The sequence below is a fragment of the Hansschlegelia zhihuaiae genome (genome assembly GCF_004103825.1).
GTDB lineage: Bacteria > Pseudomonadota > Alphaproteobacteria > Rhizobiales > Methylopilaceae > Methylopila > Methylopila zhihuaiae.
On sequence record NZ_RYFI01000018.1, the window covers coordinates 78,613 to 92,737 of the forward strand.

Sequence of the window (14,125 nt, forward strand, 5' to 3'; positions counted from 1 at the left end):
ACGACGCAGGGCGTTCGCGCGCGCCCTCAAGGCGTGATAGGCACGCGCCCCATCGCATTCCAGACGGTGGAGCGAGCGCTCATGCGTCGCGCCGAAGTGACCCGCAAGACGTCCGAGACCGAGATTGCGCTCAGCGTCGATCTCGACGGCGCCGGCGCGTCCGAAATCTCAACCGGCGTCGGCTTCCTCGACCACATGCTCGAGCTCTTGTCGCGTCACGCCATGATCGACCTGAAGGTCGAGGCGAAGGGCGACGTCCATGTCGACTTCCACCACGTGACCGAGGATGTCGGCATCGCGCTCGGTCAGGCGGTCCGCAAGGCGCTCGGCGACATGAAGGGACTGACCCGCTACGCGGACTGCCTGATGCCGATGGACGAGACCCTGACCCGCGTCGCGATCGACGTGTCGGGCCGGCCGTTTCTGGTCTGGCGCACCGCGTTTCCCGCGCCGAAGATCGGCCAGTTCGACAGCGAGCTTGTGCGCGAGTTCTTCCAGGGTTTCTCGACGCACGCCGCGGTGACGCTGCATGTCGAGACGCTCTACGGCGCGAACGCTCATCACATCGCCGAAAGCTGCTTCAAGGGATTGGCGCGCTGCCTGAAGGCCGCGCTCGCCGTCGACCCGCGGGCCGGCGACCGTTTGCCCTCCACCAAAGGCCGGATCGGCGACTGAACAGGAACCGCTGCTCACGATGCGCAACTGGCTGATCTACGAACCGCCGGGCGGCGCCCGCCCGGTGCTGGAGGACGCGGAGAAATTCGTGACCGTCCGGGAAGGCTTCTCCAAGGCCGCGTTCTTCCTCGCGCCCTTCTGGCTCATCTGGCGCCGCTGCTGGCTCGCGCTGGCGCTGTGGGCCGTCGCGGTCGCGCTCGTCGTCGTGGTGTTCCACATGGCCGACCTCCAGGGCGGGCCGGGGATCGTGTTCCTCGCGCTGCCGAGCCTCGCGGTCGGGCTCGAATCCTCCTGGATCAGGGCGCGGGCGCTCGAGAAGCGCGGCTATGCGCTCGCCGGCAGCGCGCTCGCCCGCACCCGCGAGGAGGCGGAGGTCGCGTTCTTCCAGGACTGGCTCTCCGAGCGCCCCGTCGTCCAGCCCCAGCAGACGCCGCGCGCCGCTTACCGGCCGGAGGCGCAGGGCGTGCTCGGCCTGTTCCCGCGGCCCGGCGCCGCGGGATGAGCATGGCCGCCGCGCGACAGGCGACGCCGTGACGGTCGCGGTCGTCGATTACGGCGCGGGCAATCTGAGGTCCGTGGAGAAGGCGCTGGCGCGCGCCGGCGCGACGGATGTCGTCGTGACCGCCGATCCGAAGACGGTGGCGGCCGCCGACCGTGTCGTGCTGCCGGGCGACGGCGCCTTTCCCGATTGCCGGGCCGCGCTGTTCGGCGTCTCCGGGCTCGGCGAGGCGCTCGACGAGGCGGTGATGCGCCGCGGGCGGCCGTTTCTCGGCATCTGCATCGGCATGCAGCTGCTCGCGACCGAGGGCGAGGAATACGAGCCGACCCCCGGCCTCGACTGGATTCCGGGCCGGGTGGTGCGGATCGAGCCGGGCGAGGCCGGCCTTAAGGTGCCCCACATGGGCTGGAACACGCTCCGGGCTCACCGGCCGCATGTGCTGACCGCGGGCCTCGACCTTGGCCCGCACGGCCTCCACGCCTATTTCCTGCACGCTTTCCACCTCGCCGCGGCGGACGAGCGGGACGTCGTGGCCGCGGCCGACTATGGCGGGGCGGTCACGGCGATCGTCGCGCGCGACAACGTCGCCGGCGTGCAGTTCCATCCCGAGAAGAGCCAGCGCCTCGGGCTGGAGCTTCTGGCCAATTTCGCGAGGTGGCGGCCGTGATCCTCTATCCGGCGATCGACCTCAAGGGCGGCGAGGTCGTGCGCCTGCGCCAGGGCGAGATGGACAGCGCGACCGTCTACGGCGCCGATCCGGCCGCGCAGGCGGCGTCCTTCGAGGCCCAGGGCTTCGAGTGGATCCATGTCGTGGACCTCGACGGCGCCTTCGCGGGCGAAAGCCGCAACGCCGAGGCCGTCGAGGGCGTGCTCGCCCGGGTGGCGATCCCCGTCCAGCTCGGCGGCGGCATCCGCGACATGGGCGGCGTCGAGGCGTGGCTCTCGCGCGGCGTGACCCGCGTCATCCTCGGCACCGCGGCGGTGCGCGACCCGGACTTCGTGAAGGCCGCAGCCAGGGCGCATCCCGGCCGGGTCGCGGTCGGGATCGACGCCAGGGACGGGCTCGTGGCCGTCCAGGGCTGGGCCGAGGTCTCTGACATGACCGCGCTCGACCTCGCGAAGCGCTTCGAGGACGCGGGCGTCGCCGCCATCATCTACACCGACATCTCGCGCGACGGGCTGCTGTCGGGTCTTAACCTCGGGAGCACGCGCGAGCTCGCCGAGGCCGTGAGCATTCCGGTGATCGCCTCCGGCGGCCTCGCAGGGATCGAGGACGTGCGCCGGCTGATCGAGCCGGAGAACGCCGTGATCGCCGGCGCGATCACGGGACGGGCGCTCTATGACGGGCGGCTCGACGCGGCCGAGGCGATCAGCGCGCTTAAGGCCGGCCATACGGGAAACAACGGATAAGAATAGGCGTGCCGCGCTGTTATGGTCACTTGATCGCAAGTCTTTACGATCCGGGTGGCCAGATGAAGATCGTCGCCGCATCGACCGCTGGGGTCTTTTTCGCTTGGTCCGCACCGGCCGCCCAGGCGGCGAGCATCCTTCTCACGGACGCCAAGATCGTCGGCGGAGAACTCGTCGTCTCCGGAAAGACCCAGCCGGATCGCAAGGTCGTGTTGGACGATCAGTTTGGCCAGAAGGCGAACGGCGCCGGCGGCTTTGTCTTCCGCCTGTCCGACTATCGGCCGCCGACCTGCATCGTCACTCTGACGGCCGGCGACGCCAGGGCGACGGGCGTGGTGGCCAATTGGGGGCCGCGCGGCGTCTCGCCCCGCGGCGCCTGACGCGCCGACGACCGCTACCTCGCCGATGAGCTGGTGACGTTCAAGGGCTCGACCTGGCGCGCGCTCGCCGAGAGCAGAGGCCGGCGCCCGGATCAGGACGAGACGAAATGGCAGCTGTTCGCCGCGAGAGGAAACGAGGGCGCCGACCGGCCCGCAGGGACCGCCCGGCGTGACCGGGGCCAACGTCTTGACCAGGTTGAGCATCACCCACGAGGGCGGTTGCAAGACGTTGGTGTTGTATGTCGGCGGCGCTCGGAATGGAGACACCGCGCTGATCACGCCGCGGGCCGTTCTTCCGACCGGCGCGTATCTTCAAGCCCTCGGCTCCTTCTCCGACAATTACGTCACGGTGAGGTTCTGCAACGACTCCGGCGCAATCCTGCGGCTCAACGAGACGCAGATGCACGTCACGACGTTCCGTTGAGCGGCGCGGCGCCCGTCGGGCGTCTGAGGCGTGGCGGCGCGCAGACGTATCGCCTATAGGAGCGGCGGCCGCTGTTGGCCGCCGACCGGACCCCCGATGCTTAAAACCCGCGTCATCCCCTGTCTCGACGTCAAGGACGGCCGCGTGGTCAAGGGCGTGCGGTTCGTCGACCTGCGAGACGCCGGGGACCCCGTGGAGGCCGCGATCGCCTATGACGCGGCGGGCGCGGACGAGCTCTGCTTCCTCGACATCACCGCGAGCCACGAGGAGCGGGCGATCCTGCTCGACGTCGTGGCGCGCACCGCCGAGAACTGCTTCATGCCGGTCACGGTCGGGGGCGGGGTGCGGTCGGTCGAGGACGTGCGGGCGCTGATGCTCGCGGGCGCCGACAAGGTCTCGATCATGTCGGCGGCGGTGAACGACCGCTCGGTGGTGGCGCGCGCGGCCGAAAAATTCGGCGCGCAGGCCATCGTGGTCGCGGTCGACGCCAAGAAGGTCTCGGCCGCGGGCGAGACCCCGCGCTGGGAGGTGTTCACCCATGGCGGCCGGCGCCCGACCGGGCTCGACGCGGTCGCCTATGCGGCCGAGGTCGCGGGGCTCGGGGCAGGCGAGATCCTGTTGACCTCGATGGATCGCGACGGCACCCGCGACGGCTACGAACTCGAACTCACCCGCGCGGTGGTCGACGCCGTGGGCGTGCCGGTGGTGGCGTCGGGCGGCGTCGGCTCGCTCGATCACCTGGTCGAGGGCGTCGCGAAGGGCGGCGCGAGCGCCGTGCTCGCAGCCTCGATCTTCCATTTCGGCGAGCACACGATCGGCGAGGCCAAGGCCCGCATGGCCGAGGCCGGGCTGCCCGTCAGGCTCGATCCTGTTGGTGACGGTTAAGCTAAGGTTTGCGCCGGCCGGAAGCTCGGCTTAACAGAGCTGGGCATTTCAGCGAGCGGAGCCGCCCATGAGCTTCACCCTCGACGATCTCGACGCCATCGTGTCAGGCCGCGCCTCGGCGGAGGCGGGAGAATCCTACACCCGCGTCTTGCTCGACGCCGGTCCCGCGCGTTGCGCCAAGAAGCTGGGCGAGGAGGCGGTGGAGGCGGCGCTCGCGGTGGTGAGCGGCGCCAAGGTCGAACTCGCCGCGGAGGCCGCGGACGTGCTCTATCACCTCCTGGTGGCGCTCAAGGTCCGTGGCGTTCCCCTGAGCGACGTGATGGCGGTGCTCGAGAAGCGGACAGCGCAGTCGGGCCTCGCCGAGAAAGCGTCGCGGACGTAGGGCTTATGGACGATCGGCCGAAGCTCCCGAGCCTCTCGCCCTATACGACCTTCTCCCGCAAGGAGTGGGCGGCGCTTCGCGCCGACACCCCGATGACGCTCGACGACGCCGATCTCGAACGTCTCGGCTCGCTCAACGACCCGATCGACATGTCCGAGGTCGAGCAGATCTATCTGCCGATCGCCCGCCTGCTCGCCTTCTACGTGGCGGCGCGCCAGCAGCTGTTCCGCGCCACCCAGCGCTTCCTCGGCCATTCCGAAACCCGCGTGCCCTATGTGGTCGCGGTGGCCGGCTCGGTCGCGGTCGGCAAGTCGACCACCGCCCGCGTGCTGCGCGCGCTGCTCGCCCGCTGGCCCGCGATGCCGAAGGTCGACCTGGTGACGACCGACGGCTTCCTGTTGCCGAACGCGGTGCTGAAGCGCGAAGACCTGATGGGCCGCAAGGGCTTTCCGGAGAGCTACGACGTCCAGTCGCTGTTGCGCTTCGTCTCGGACATCAAGGCCGGCAAACCCACGGTCTCGGCGCCGGTGTACAGCCATCTCGTCTACGACGTCCTGCCGAACGAGCGGATGACGATCGAAAAGCCCGACATCGTCATCCTAGAGGGGCTGAACGTCCTGCAGACCGGGGAGAAGCCGAAGAACGGCCGCGTCGCGCCCTTCGTGTCGGACTTCATCGATTTCGGCATCTATCTCGACGCCGAGGAGCCGCTGCTGCACCGCTGGTATGTCGAGCGCTTCATGCGGCTGCGCGAAACCGCCTTCCTCGACCCGCAGTCCTACTTCCGGAGATTCGCTCAGGTCTCGAAAGCCGAGGCGCTGAAGACCGCGGAAGCGCTCTGGGCCGAGATCAACCTGCCGAACCTGCGCGACAACATCCGCCCCACGCGCCCGCGCGCCGACCTGATCCTGAAGAAGGGCCGCAGCCACCGCATCGAGGAGGTGCGGCTCAGGAAGATCTGAGCCGGGGTCCTCAACCCCTGCGGCGCATCGCGACCATTGCGGGGCTGGGCGGATAGACTGCTGCCGAACGCGGCGCCTGGCGGCGCTCCGCCCATTCGACGGTGCGATAGTCGAAGCCGTGGACGAGCGTCGGCTTCACGACCTCGAAATAGGGCGAGATGTCGAAGTCGCGCGGCATGTAGAGCGAGTGGTGGCGGATGTGCAGGATCTCGCGCCGCGCCCCCTCGTCGGTCACGGTCTCGATCCGCGGCAGGATCGGATAGCGCACCTGCTCGAAGGCGCGCGCGATCAGCGACGAGCAGATCGCCCGCGTCGGCAGCCCCGAGCCCAGCATCAGCAGCCGCCGTCCGCAGCGCGGCGAGATGAAGGGCAGCGGCGTCAGATAGCGCATGAGATCAAAAATGTTCTTGACGTCGTATTCGTAGCCGAGTCGCAGGATGCAGTAGCGCGCGACCTGTTCGCGCTCCCTTACGTCGAGGTCGAAGGGGCGGCAGATGCGGGTCTGCTCGCTGGCGTATTTCGACAGCGGCGCGGAGGCGCAGCCGATGCCGAGCTCCATCTCGACCAGCGTGTGGCGCTCGCCGTCCGGCTCCCGGACGTCCAGCATGTCGCCGACATAGAGCGCGGCGTGCGACCAGATCGACGAGGTCATCCGCCGGATGACCGAGGCCACGCGCGAGCGGCCCGCGATCAGCAGCACGTCGCCGATCTCGAGCGAGGCGCGGAGCTTCTCCGGGTCGACCGAGACGAGCGGCTCGCGCCTGACCTCCCGGTTCAGGTAGCCGACCGCCCCTCGACCGATCGCATTGCCGAGCCAGTCCATCCGGCGAACCTCGACGCGTCGCCCGATGCATGGCGACAGGATCAGGATGAAGGCGCCCAGCTTTCGATCGGCCTTCGAAAACCGCGGCCGAAGACGCCTTTTTGCCGATCTTGGTTAACAAATGATCGCCAAATCGGGCGTCGAGCGAGTCGAAACCGGAACGAATCATGAATCGGCGATTCGGCCGCGATTCGTTCTACTGGAACGAAACATGACTCGACTCGGGCGGACCCGGGCTCGACTCGGGCTCCAGAGTCGAGTTGCAGCTATGCTTGACAAATACCAAAGCGCGAGATGCGAAGACTCTGGGCCGGCAAGTCGGCGCAAGTCCGACGCCCCCTCATCCTTACCTTCTCCCGCAAGCGGGAGAAGGTGACTTCGACGTTGCGCTTTGGGCCGGCGATGGGGCGCCACGCGGCCGACTTCCCTCTCCCGCTTGCAACAGAGGATAAGGGTGAGGGCCCGTCCGGAGGCTCACCCCCTCAGCGTCGCGCCCGTGGACTTCTCGACCTGCGCCACGATGCGCGACGCGGTCTCGTCGATCTCGGCGTCGGTCAGCGTCTTCTCGCGCGGCTGCAGCGTGACGGCGAGCGCGAGCGAGATCTTGCCCTCGGGCACGCCCGCGCCCTCGTAGCGGTCGAACAGGTCCACGCGCGTGATCAGCTTCCGGTCCGCAGCCTGCGCCGCGCGCATCAGCTCGGCCGCCGGGACGTCGCGGTCGACCAGAAAGGCGAAGTCGCGGGTCAGCGGCTGCAGCGCGGAGCCTTCGAAGGGCGGCTTCGCGCGGGTGGGCTTCGCCTTGGGGTGAGGGAAGGCGTCGAGCGTCAGTTCGAAGCCGACGAGCGGGCCCGAGAGGCCGAGCGCGTTGAGCGTCCGCGGATGCAGCTCGCCGAACGCTCCGAGGACCACCTTCGGCCCGAGCTGGAGCGCGGCCGAGCGGCCGGGGTGGAACCAGGCCGGCGCCGACCCCTGAGCGATCTGTACGGCGCTGGGCGAGACCCCGAGCGCCGCCAGCACGCCGAGTGCGTCGCCCTTGGCGTCGAAGGCGTCGACGGAGAGCGCCTGTTCGCCCCAGTGCCGGCCGGCGCCGCGGGCCTTCGCCGTCCCCCGCCTGACGCCCGCGGCCGACATCCGCTGGTCCTCGGGCCGGTCGCCCAGAAAGGTCTGCCCGACCTCGAACAGCGCGACGTCGCCGGTCCCGCGGTCCGCGTTGCGCTGGGCGGCGGCCAGCAGGCCCGGCAGCAGGCTCGGGCGCATGTCCGACAGGTCGGCGGCGATCGGGTTGGCGAGCGCGATTTCGGGCTTCCCGCCGCCGAAGGCCTCGGCCTGCGCGCGGCTGACGAAGGACCAGGTGACCGCCTCGACCATGCCCCGGGCGGCGAGCGTGCGCCGCGCGGTGCGCGCGCGGCGCTGGACGGGGCTGAGCTTCGCCGAGGCGAGCGAGGCGGCCTGCGGCAGCGGCGTCGCCTCCACACGGTCTAGCCCGGTGATGCGCACCACCTCCTCGACGATGTCGGCCTTGCCCTCGACGTCCGGCCGCCAGCTCGGGACGGCGACCTTGAGCGTCTCGCCCTGGCCCGACACCCAGAAGCCGAGCAGCGACAGTGGCGCCTTGACCTCGGCCGGCGTCACCGCGAGGCCGGTCAGCCGCTTCACCTCGGAGACGGGGAAATCGATGATCAGATCGCGCTCCGGGACCTCGCCCGCGACGATGATCTCCGAGGCCTCGCCGCCGCAGATCTCGAGGATCAGCTTGGTGGCGAGCTCCAGACCGGGGATCGTGAAGGCGGGGTCGACGCCGCGCTCGAAGCGGTGGCGGGCGTCGGAATGGATGTTGAGCGCGCGGCCGGTGCGGGCGATGTTGACCGGCTCCCAGAGCGCGCTCTCGATCAGCACGTCCGTGGTGGAAGCGTCGCAGCCGGTCGCGTCGCCGCCCATCACGCCTGCGAGCGACTCGACGCCCGAATCGTCGGCGATCACGCCCATCGTGTCGTCGAGTTCATAGGTCTTGCCGTCGAGCGCGACGAAGCTTTCCCCTGTCCGCCCACGGCGAACCACGAGGTCGCCCTTCACCTTGGCGGCGTCGAACACATGGAGCGGCCGGGCGCGGTCGAAGGTCAGATAGTTGGTGACGTCGACCAGCGCGTTGATGGGCTTCTGCCCGATGCTCCTGAGCTTGCGCTGCAGCCATTCGGGGGAGGGACCGTTCTTCACGCCGCGCACCATGCGCAGCGCGAACAGCGGCGACAAAGGCGGCGTGTCGCCGAAGTCGAAGCACACGTTGACGGGGCACGGATAACCCCCGCGCACGGGCGGGAGCGGGTGATCCTTCAGCTCGCCGATCTCCGCCGCCGCAAGGTCGCGGGCGACGCCATGGACGCCGAGGCAGTCCGGCCGGTTCGGGGTCACGGCGATCTCGATCACCGGGTCGTCGAGCCCGACCGTGGGAGCGAACGGCTTTCCGACGACGGCGTCCGACGGCAGCTCCAGGATGCCCTCATGCTCCTCCGAGAGCCCGAGCTCGCGCGCCGAGCACAGCATGCCGGCCGAGGCGACGCCGCGGATCTCCGAGGCGCCGAGCTTGACGCCGGAGGACGGGATCACGGTCCCGGGCGCGGCGAAGACGACCTTCAGCCCCGCCCGTGCGTTCGGCGCGCCGCACACCACCTGCAGCGGCTCCGCCTTGCCGACGTCGACGCGGCAGACCTGCAGCTTGTCGGCGTTCGGATGGCGGTTCGCCTCGAGCACGTGACCGACCACGAAATCCGACAGCGCCCCCGCCTTGTCCTCGACGTCCTCGACCTCGAGCCCGATGCGGGTGAGCGCGTCGGTCACGGCCACGAGATCGGCGTCGCCGGAGAGGTGCTCTTTCAGCCAGGAGAGGGAGAATTTCATGCGTCGCGGTCCTCGGGCGGATCGGGGAGATCGCCTGCGTGCTTCGAGACGGCCCTTCGAGCCTCCTCAGCATGAGGAGGATGCCAATAGAAACGCCCCTCATGCTGAGGAGCGGACCGCAGGGCCGCGTCTCGAAGCACGCAGCACGGTCCTGCGGCGCTTAGGAGCTCAATCCCCCCGCCAGCGTCGGGACGTCGACCGGGCGGAAGCCGTAATGCGCGAGCCAGCGGGCGTCGGCGGCGAACAGGTCGCGCAGGTCCGGCATGCCGTATTTCAGCATGGCGAGCCGGTCGATCCCCATGCCCCAGGCGAAGCCCTGATGGACGTCCGGGTCGAGCCCGACATTCTTCAGCACGTTCGGGTGCACCATCCCGCAGCCGAGAATCTCCAGCCAGTCGTCGCCCTCGCCGATGCGGATCTCGTTCGGCAGCTTCCGGCAGCGGACGTCGACCTCCATCGAGGGCTCGGTGAAGGGGAAGAAGGACGGCCGGAAGCGCAGCTCGACCGACGGCACCTCGAAGAAGGTCTTCAGGAACTCCTGCAGCACCCATTTCAGGTGCCCGAGATGCGCCTGCTCGTCGATCACCAGCCCCTCGACCTGGTGGAACATCGGCGTGTGCGTCTGGTCCATGTCGAAGCGGTAGGTGCGGCCCGGGCAGATCACCCGGATCGGCGGCCGCGACGCCTCCATGGCGCGGATCTGCACCGGGCTCGTATGGGTCCGCAGCAGCAGGCGCTCGCCGTTCTCTTTCTCGGGAAGGAAGAAGGTGTCGTGCATCTCCCGGGCCGGGTGGCCGACAGGGAAATTGAGCTTGGTGAAGTTGAAGTCGTCGGTCTCGATGTCCGGGCCTTCGGCGACCGAGAACCCCATCGCCGAGAAGATCGCCACGATCTCGTCGGTGACCTGGCTGACCGGGTGGATGCGTCCGGTCTCGAGGCCGCTTTCGCGGACCGGCAGCGAGACGTCGAGCCGTTCGGAGGCGAGCCGCGCCTCGAGCGCGGCGTCGGCCAGCGCCGACTTTCGCTCTGCAAGGGCAGCCGCGACGCGGTCGCGCAGCTGGTTCAGCGCCGGGCCGAAGGTCTTGCGCTCGTCGGGGTCCATGGACCCGAGCGTCTTCATCTTCTCGGACACCGAGCCCTTCTTGCCGAGAGCCGCCACGCGGACGACCTCAAGCGCCGGCTCGTCCCGCGCGCCGGCGACCGCGGCCAGGACTTCGGCTTCGAGGGTTTGGAGAGAGGAGAGGTCGGTCATCTTCGGATGATCCCGGCATGCGCCGAAACGAAAATGGGGCGCGATCGCGCCCCACCGTCATTCCGGGCTTGTCCCGGAATCCATTTCCTCAGCGTTGAGTTCAGTCCGGCGCCCGCTGCGGAAATGGGTCCCGGCACGAGGCCGGGACGACGTCGTGGTTCTGAGCGAGCCTTGCGGCGCTCAGCCTTCCTTCGGCAGCGCGCCCTTGGCCCTCTCGGCGAGCGCGCCGAAGGCGGCCGGCTCGGCGATGGCGAGCTCGGAGAGCAGCTTGCGGTCGACCTCGATCCCGGCCTTGGCGAGACCGTCGATGAAGCGCGAATAGGTCAGACCGTGCTCGCGGACCGCGGCGTTGATGCGCTGGATCCAGAGCGCCCGGAAGGTGCGCTTCTTGTTCTTGCGGTCGCGGTAGGCGTACTGCATCGAACGATCGACGGCCGCCTTGGCGGCGCGGATCGTGTTCTTGCGGCGGCCGTAGAAGCCCTTGGCGGCCTCCAGCGTCTTCTTGTGCTTGGCGTGGGACGTGACGCCCCGTTTTACGCGAGCCATGGGTCTATCTCTTCAGCGTTCGAATGGATGGAATAAGCGCGCAGGTCAGCCGTAGGGCAGGAACGTCCTGACGATCCGCGTGTCCGCGGGGGTCAGGATCGTGGTGCCGCGCTGGTTGCGGATCTGCTTGTTGGTGCGCTTGATCATCCCGTGGCGCTTGCCCGCCTGGGCGGAGATGACCTTGCCGGTCGCGGTGAAGCGGAAGCGCTTCTTCGCCGCCGACTTGGACTTGAGCTTGGGCATTTTGCTCTCCGGTCTTGGTGGAGGCTTCGCGACAGGCGCCCGGCCGGCCGGCGGACCGGACGGAGGGAACCGAGCGAAAACCTCGAGCGATCTTGGCGCGCCACGGCAGCCCATACCGGCCGGGCGCGCGCGAAGCCGGGCTTATACGCGGCGGCCCCGCGCTTTGCAACGGTTCGTCAGCGTGCGGCTCCCATCGGCGCGTCCTTGGGAGAGCGCGTGATGGCGATCGCCGTCGTGCGGGCCGGGGAGCCGCTCAGCTGGACGGTGACGGGACCGTCGTCGAGCTCGAAGCGCACGCTCTTGCGCGCGCCGTCGCAGTCGAGCACGCCCGAAAACCCCGCCTCCTCGAGCGCCTTGCCGTTCTGCACGACGTCGATCCAGACGCGGTCGGTCATGGTGAACTGATAGACGCCGGCCTCTGCCTCGAAGCGCAGCACGCCGCCCGGCGCGTCCGGCGCCGGCGGGCGGCTCGGCGGAACCTCGAAGCCGGCCTTGGCGGCGTCGACCATGACGATCCGCACCGCCTTCGGCGTCTTGGTCTCGAGCGCGGCGCCGCTCTCGATCTGTTCGGCCGCGGCGAGCAGCGCCTTGTCAGCGTCGATCGGCCAGGCGAACTTGCCGCAGCCGCCGGTCTCGGCGGCCGAAGCGCAGAGCGGCGTCATCACGCACGCCATGACGGCGAGGCGGTTTCGGAAGGGCGCGGTCATGTCAGTCGTCGGCGCCTCGCTCGAGTCAGCCTCACCAGCCGGCAGTCGCGCGCACGGCCGCCCCGACCGGATGGGCCGCATCCAGCATCAGCCTGAGCGCCAAGGCAAGCGAGACGACGATCAGCAGCGGCCGCACCAGACGGACGCCGTGCTTCATCGCCAGAGCCGAGCCGATCTGGGCGCCGGCGATCGTCCCGACCGACATCGCGAGCCCCGCGCTCCATACGACATGCCCGGCCAGGATGAAGAAGATCAGAGCCGCGAGATTGGACGAGAAATTCAGAAGCTTGGTCCGCGCCACCGCCTTGACCGAGCCGTAGCCTGCAAGCGCGACCAGCCCGATCATGTAGAACGAGCCTGCGCCGGGACCGAACAGCCCGTCATAGGCTCCGATCGGCGCCGCGACCCCGAGCGCAAAGGCGCCGGGCGACATGCGGGCCGCGGCGCCGGCGTCCGACATGGTCGGGCCGAAGGCGAAATAGAGCGCGACCCCGACCAGCAGGAAGGGCAGCAGCGTCCGCATCGCCTCGACGGGCGCGAAGGCGACCAGGGCCGCGCCGATCACCGCGCCGGCGAAGGCGGCCGCCGCGAGCCCCAGGGCCCCGGGCGAGCGGAAGTCGATCATGCCGCCTTTCGCGAAGCGCCAGGTGGACATCGCGGTGCCGAGCGTGCCCTGCAGCTTGTTGGTGGCGACCGCGGACACCGGGTCGAGCCCGCCGAGCAGCAGCGCCGGCACCGTGATCAGCCCGCCGCCGCCCGCGATGGCGTCGACCGCGCCGGCGAACAGGCCGACCAGCGCGAACAGCAGAAGGAGCTCGGGAGAAAACAGCACGCGGAGACTTCGAGGCTGGCGGAACGCGACCGGCCGCGAGGCCTCGCGGCGGGCTTTTAGCATCGTTCGAGGACGATCGTCAGCGGTTCCGGCGATGTCCCGGCCGTGAGCCGGGACCTATTCAGCTTCGCGGCTTCAAAGCGCACGTCGCCGGCGTCGAGCCATCTTGGAAACCGCAGCGTGGGATGGGTCCCGGCTCAAGGCCGGGACGTGAGGGCGGCGCTCAGTTCCCGAATCTGTCCCGCCAGAGCTGTTCGCCCGACGTGCAGTCCGCCTTGCTGGGCCCTCGTTCGGCGGCCGTCGGAAGCGCGTCCGTTCCGCCGGGCGGGATGGCCGGCGCCTCGGGTCCAAGCCCCGCGATCTCGAGCACCAGCTTGGTGCGGACCGCCGCCGGGAACTGGTCGACGCTGCGGACCGGCACCATGAAGGCCCCGGGGCCGCCGATCACGCAGTCGCGGTAATAGACGTCGAGGTCGCCGACATCCATCATCGAGAAGCTCGGGCGCTTGAGCATCAGCGGCAGGCCGTTGATCACCACGCCGCGCTCTAGCACCTCGTCGCGGACCTGCTCGACGGTCTCGCCCTGGTTGTTGGGTCCGTCGCCCGAGACGTCGATCACCTGCCGCGCGCTCGCGAAGCCGTTGCCCTCGAACAGCCGCGCCGAATGGATCAGCGCGCCCGAGATCGAGGTGCGATAGGCGCGCCGAAGCGGAGCGGCCGCAAGACGGTCGGCGAAGGCGCGGGCGCTCGACGGCCCGTCGATCACCGTCCAGGGGATGACGGTGCGCTGCTCGTCTGCGCCGGCCCATTCCACATAGGAGACCGCGATACGGCCGAGCGGCCCGAGCGAGATGGCGTCGAGCACCGGCTTCGAGACGATCGCCGACACGTAGCCTTCTCGCTGGACCTGCTGCTCGTCGGCGTCCATCGAGTAGGAGATGTCGACGGCGAGCACGAGTTCGAGGTCAACGGGCGCGCCAGTCTCCGCCGCCCGCCCCTGCGCCGCGATCCCAAGCAGGATCGGGGCCGAGGCGATCAGAACCCGGCGCCCCGTCCGCGCCAAGCGTCCGCTCGAGTCCGCCGTCCGCGCCATCGGCCGTCCCCCGCGTCAGAGGGATAAACTCATGACGGGAGGATGACGCACATCGCGCAGTTCGCCTAGGGTCTGTACCCAATAGATTTGCGGTGTGGACTGCGTGCTGATTCAAGG

General features: G+C 69.5%; 17 protein-coding genes. 9 read left to right on the top strand and 8 right to left on the bottom strand.

Annotated elements, in window-relative coordinates; all coding sequences use genetic code 11:
* Positions 1 to 81 precede the first annotated feature (81 nt).
* From hisB to coaA, 9 genes are all read left to right on the top strand, one after another.
* Positions 82 to 675 (top strand): imidazoleglycerol-phosphate dehydratase HisB, encoded by a 594-nt coding sequence (hisB, locus tag EK403_RS17395; protein ID WP_128778735.1) that lies wholly within the window; start codon positions 82 to 84, stop codon positions 673 to 675.
* 19 nt (positions 676 to 694) lie between these two features.
* Positions 695 to 1,177, top strand: a complete 483-nt coding sequence (locus tag EK403_RS17400; RefSeq protein WP_128778736.1) for a DUF2628 domain-containing protein — start codon at positions 695 to 697, stop codon at positions 1,175 to 1,177.
* Between the two features lie 28 nt (positions 1,178 to 1,205).
* The gene (gene hisH, locus EK403_RS17405) at positions 1,206 to 1,841 is read left to right on the top strand and encodes an imidazole glycerol phosphate synthase subunit HisH (RefSeq protein ID WP_128778737.1); all 636 of its coding nucleotides are present in this window, start codon (positions 1,206 to 1,208) and stop codon (positions 1,839 to 1,841) included.
* Positions 1,838 to 2,584 carry a 1-(5-phosphoribosyl)-5-[(5-phosphoribosylamino)methylideneamino]imidazole-4-carboxamide isomerase gene (hisA, locus tag EK403_RS17410; RefSeq protein WP_128778738.1) on the top strand — a complete coding sequence of 249 codons (747 nt, stop codon included), beginning with the start codon at positions 1,838 to 1,840 and terminating at the stop codon, positions 2,582 to 2,584. Before hisH ends, hisA begins: the two co-directional genes overlap by 4 nt.
* 62 nt (positions 2,585 to 2,646) lie before the next feature.
* Positions 2,647 to 2,964 carry a hypothetical protein gene (locus EK403_RS17415; protein ID WP_128778739.1) on the top strand — a complete coding sequence of 106 codons (318 nt, stop codon included), beginning with the start codon at positions 2,647 to 2,649 and terminating at the stop codon, positions 2,962 to 2,964.
* Positions 2,965 to 3,151: 187 nt separating this feature from the next.
* Positions 3,152 to 3,388 carry a hypothetical protein gene (locus EK403_RS17420; RefSeq protein ID WP_164919657.1) on the top strand — a complete coding sequence of 79 codons (237 nt, stop codon included), beginning with the start codon at positions 3,152 to 3,154 and terminating at the stop codon, positions 3,386 to 3,388.
* Positions 3,389 to 3,484: 96 nt separating this feature from the next.
* Positions 3,485 to 4,273: an imidazole glycerol phosphate synthase subunit HisF gene (gene hisF / locus EK403_RS17425; protein ID WP_128778741.1), complete on the top strand. Its 789-nt coding sequence runs from the start codon at positions 3,485 to 3,487 to the stop codon at positions 4,271 to 4,273.
* Positions 4,274 to 4,340: 67 nt separating this feature from the next.
* Positions 4,341 to 4,655: a phosphoribosyl-ATP diphosphatase gene (locus tag EK403_RS17430; RefSeq protein ID WP_128778742.1), complete on the top strand. Its 315-nt coding sequence runs from the start codon at positions 4,341 to 4,343 to the stop codon at positions 4,653 to 4,655.
* A 5-nt stretch (positions 4,656 to 4,660) separates the two neighbouring features.
* Positions 4,661 to 5,617, top strand: coding sequence for a type I pantothenate kinase (coaA, locus tag EK403_RS17435; RefSeq protein WP_128778743.1), 957 nt, complete (start codon positions 4,661 to 4,663; stop codon positions 5,615 to 5,617).
* A gap of 10 nt (positions 5,618 to 5,627) precedes the next feature.
* Here coaA and EK403_RS17440 read toward each other — a convergent pair whose 3' ends face one another.
* The 8 genes from EK403_RS17440 to EK403_RS17475 form a co-directional block, all read right to left on the bottom strand.
* Positions 5,628 to 6,440: a lipo-like protein gene (locus EK403_RS17440; protein WP_128778744.1), complete on the bottom strand. Its 813-nt coding sequence runs from the start codon at positions 6,438 to 6,440 to the stop codon at positions 5,628 to 5,630.
* 474 nt (positions 6,441 to 6,914) lie between these two features.
* Positions 6,915 to 9,335: a phenylalanine--tRNA ligase subunit beta gene (gene pheT, locus EK403_RS17445; protein WP_128778745.1), complete on the bottom strand. Its 2,421-nt coding sequence runs from the start codon at positions 9,333 to 9,335 to the stop codon at positions 6,915 to 6,917.
* A gap of 160 nt (positions 9,336 to 9,495) precedes the next feature.
* A complete protein-coding gene (gene pheS, locus EK403_RS17450) occupies positions 9,496 to 10,587 on the bottom strand; it encodes a phenylalanine--tRNA ligase subunit alpha (protein WP_128778746.1) in 1,092 nt (363 codons plus the stop codon).
* Positions 10,588 to 10,767: 180 nt separating this feature from the next.
* Positions 10,768 to 11,133, bottom strand: coding sequence for a 50S ribosomal protein L20 (rplT, locus tag EK403_RS17455; protein WP_128778747.1), 366 nt, complete (start codon positions 11,131 to 11,133; stop codon positions 10,768 to 10,770).
* Positions 11,134 to 11,178: 45 nt separating this feature from the next.
* Positions 11,179 to 11,376: a 50S ribosomal protein L35 gene (gene rpmI / locus EK403_RS17460; RefSeq protein ID WP_128778748.1), complete on the bottom strand. Its 198-nt coding sequence runs from the start codon at positions 11,374 to 11,376 to the stop codon at positions 11,179 to 11,181.
* 176 nt (positions 11,377 to 11,552) lie between these two features.
* Positions 11,553 to 12,083 (bottom strand): hypothetical protein, encoded by a 531-nt coding sequence (locus EK403_RS17465; protein WP_128778749.1) that lies wholly within the window; start codon positions 12,081 to 12,083, stop codon positions 11,553 to 11,555.
* Between the two features lie 31 nt (positions 12,084 to 12,114).
* Entirely contained in the window at positions 12,115 to 12,915 is an 801-nt protein-coding gene (locus EK403_RS17470; protein ID WP_245479764.1) for a TSUP family transporter, read from the bottom strand.
* A 223-nt stretch (positions 12,916 to 13,138) separates the two neighbouring features.
* The gene (locus EK403_RS17475) at positions 13,139 to 14,008 is read right to left on the bottom strand and encodes a DUF1194 domain-containing protein (protein ID WP_128778751.1); all 870 of its coding nucleotides are present in this window, start codon (positions 14,006 to 14,008) and stop codon (positions 13,139 to 13,141) included.
* Positions 14,009 to 14,125: the final 117 nt, after the last annotated feature.

What these genes read in the sequence shown, in the direction of transcription:
- EK403_RS17430 (WP_128778742.1), top strand. Translation starts at nt 4,341, where the DNA reads ATGAGCTTCACCCTCGACGATCTCGACGCCATCGTGTCAGGCCGCGCC.
- rplT (WP_128778747.1), bottom strand. Translation starts at nt 11,133, where the DNA reads ATGGCTCGCGTAAAACGGGGCGTCACGTCCCACGCCAAGCACAAGAAG.
- EK403_RS17440 (WP_128778744.1), bottom strand. Translation starts at nt 6,440, where the DNA reads ATGGACTGGCTCGGCAATGCGATCGGTCGAGGGGCGGTCGGCTACCTG.
- EK403_RS17475 (WP_128778751.1), bottom strand. Translation starts at nt 14,008, where the DNA reads ATGGCGCGGACGGCGGACTCGAGCGGACGCTTGGCGCGGACGGGGCGC.
- rpmI (WP_128778748.1), bottom strand. Translation starts at nt 11,376, where the DNA reads ATGCCCAAGCTCAAGTCCAAGTCGGCGGCGAAGAAGCGCTTCCGCTTC.
- EK403_RS17465 (WP_128778749.1), bottom strand. Translation starts at nt 12,083, where the DNA reads ATGACCGCGCCCTTCCGAAACCGCCTCGCCGTCATGGCGTGCGTGATG.
- pheS (WP_128778746.1), bottom strand. Translation starts at nt 10,587, where the DNA reads ATGACCGACCTCTCCTCTCTCCAAACCCTCGAAGCCGAAGTCCTGGCC.
- EK403_RS17400 (WP_128778736.1), top strand. Translation starts at nt 695, where the DNA reads ATGCGCAACTGGCTGATCTACGAACCGCCGGGCGGCGCCCGCCCGGTG.
- coaA (WP_128778743.1), top strand. Translation starts at nt 4,661, where the DNA reads ATGGACGATCGGCCGAAGCTCCCGAGCCTCTCGCCCTATACGACCTTC.
- EK403_RS17415 (WP_128778739.1), top strand. Translation starts at nt 2,647, where the DNA reads ATGAAGATCGTCGCCGCATCGACCGCTGGGGTCTTTTTCGCTTGGTCC.
- pheT (WP_128778745.1), bottom strand. Translation starts at nt 9,335, where the DNA reads ATGAAATTCTCCCTCTCCTGGCTGAAAGAGCACCTCTCCGGCGACGCC.
- hisB (WP_128778735.1), top strand. Translation starts at nt 82, where the DNA reads ATGCGTCGCGCCGAAGTGACCCGCAAGACGTCCGAGACCGAGATTGCG.
- hisF (WP_128778741.1), top strand. Translation starts at nt 3,485, where the DNA reads ATGCTTAAAACCCGCGTCATCCCCTGTCTCGACGTCAAGGACGGCCGC.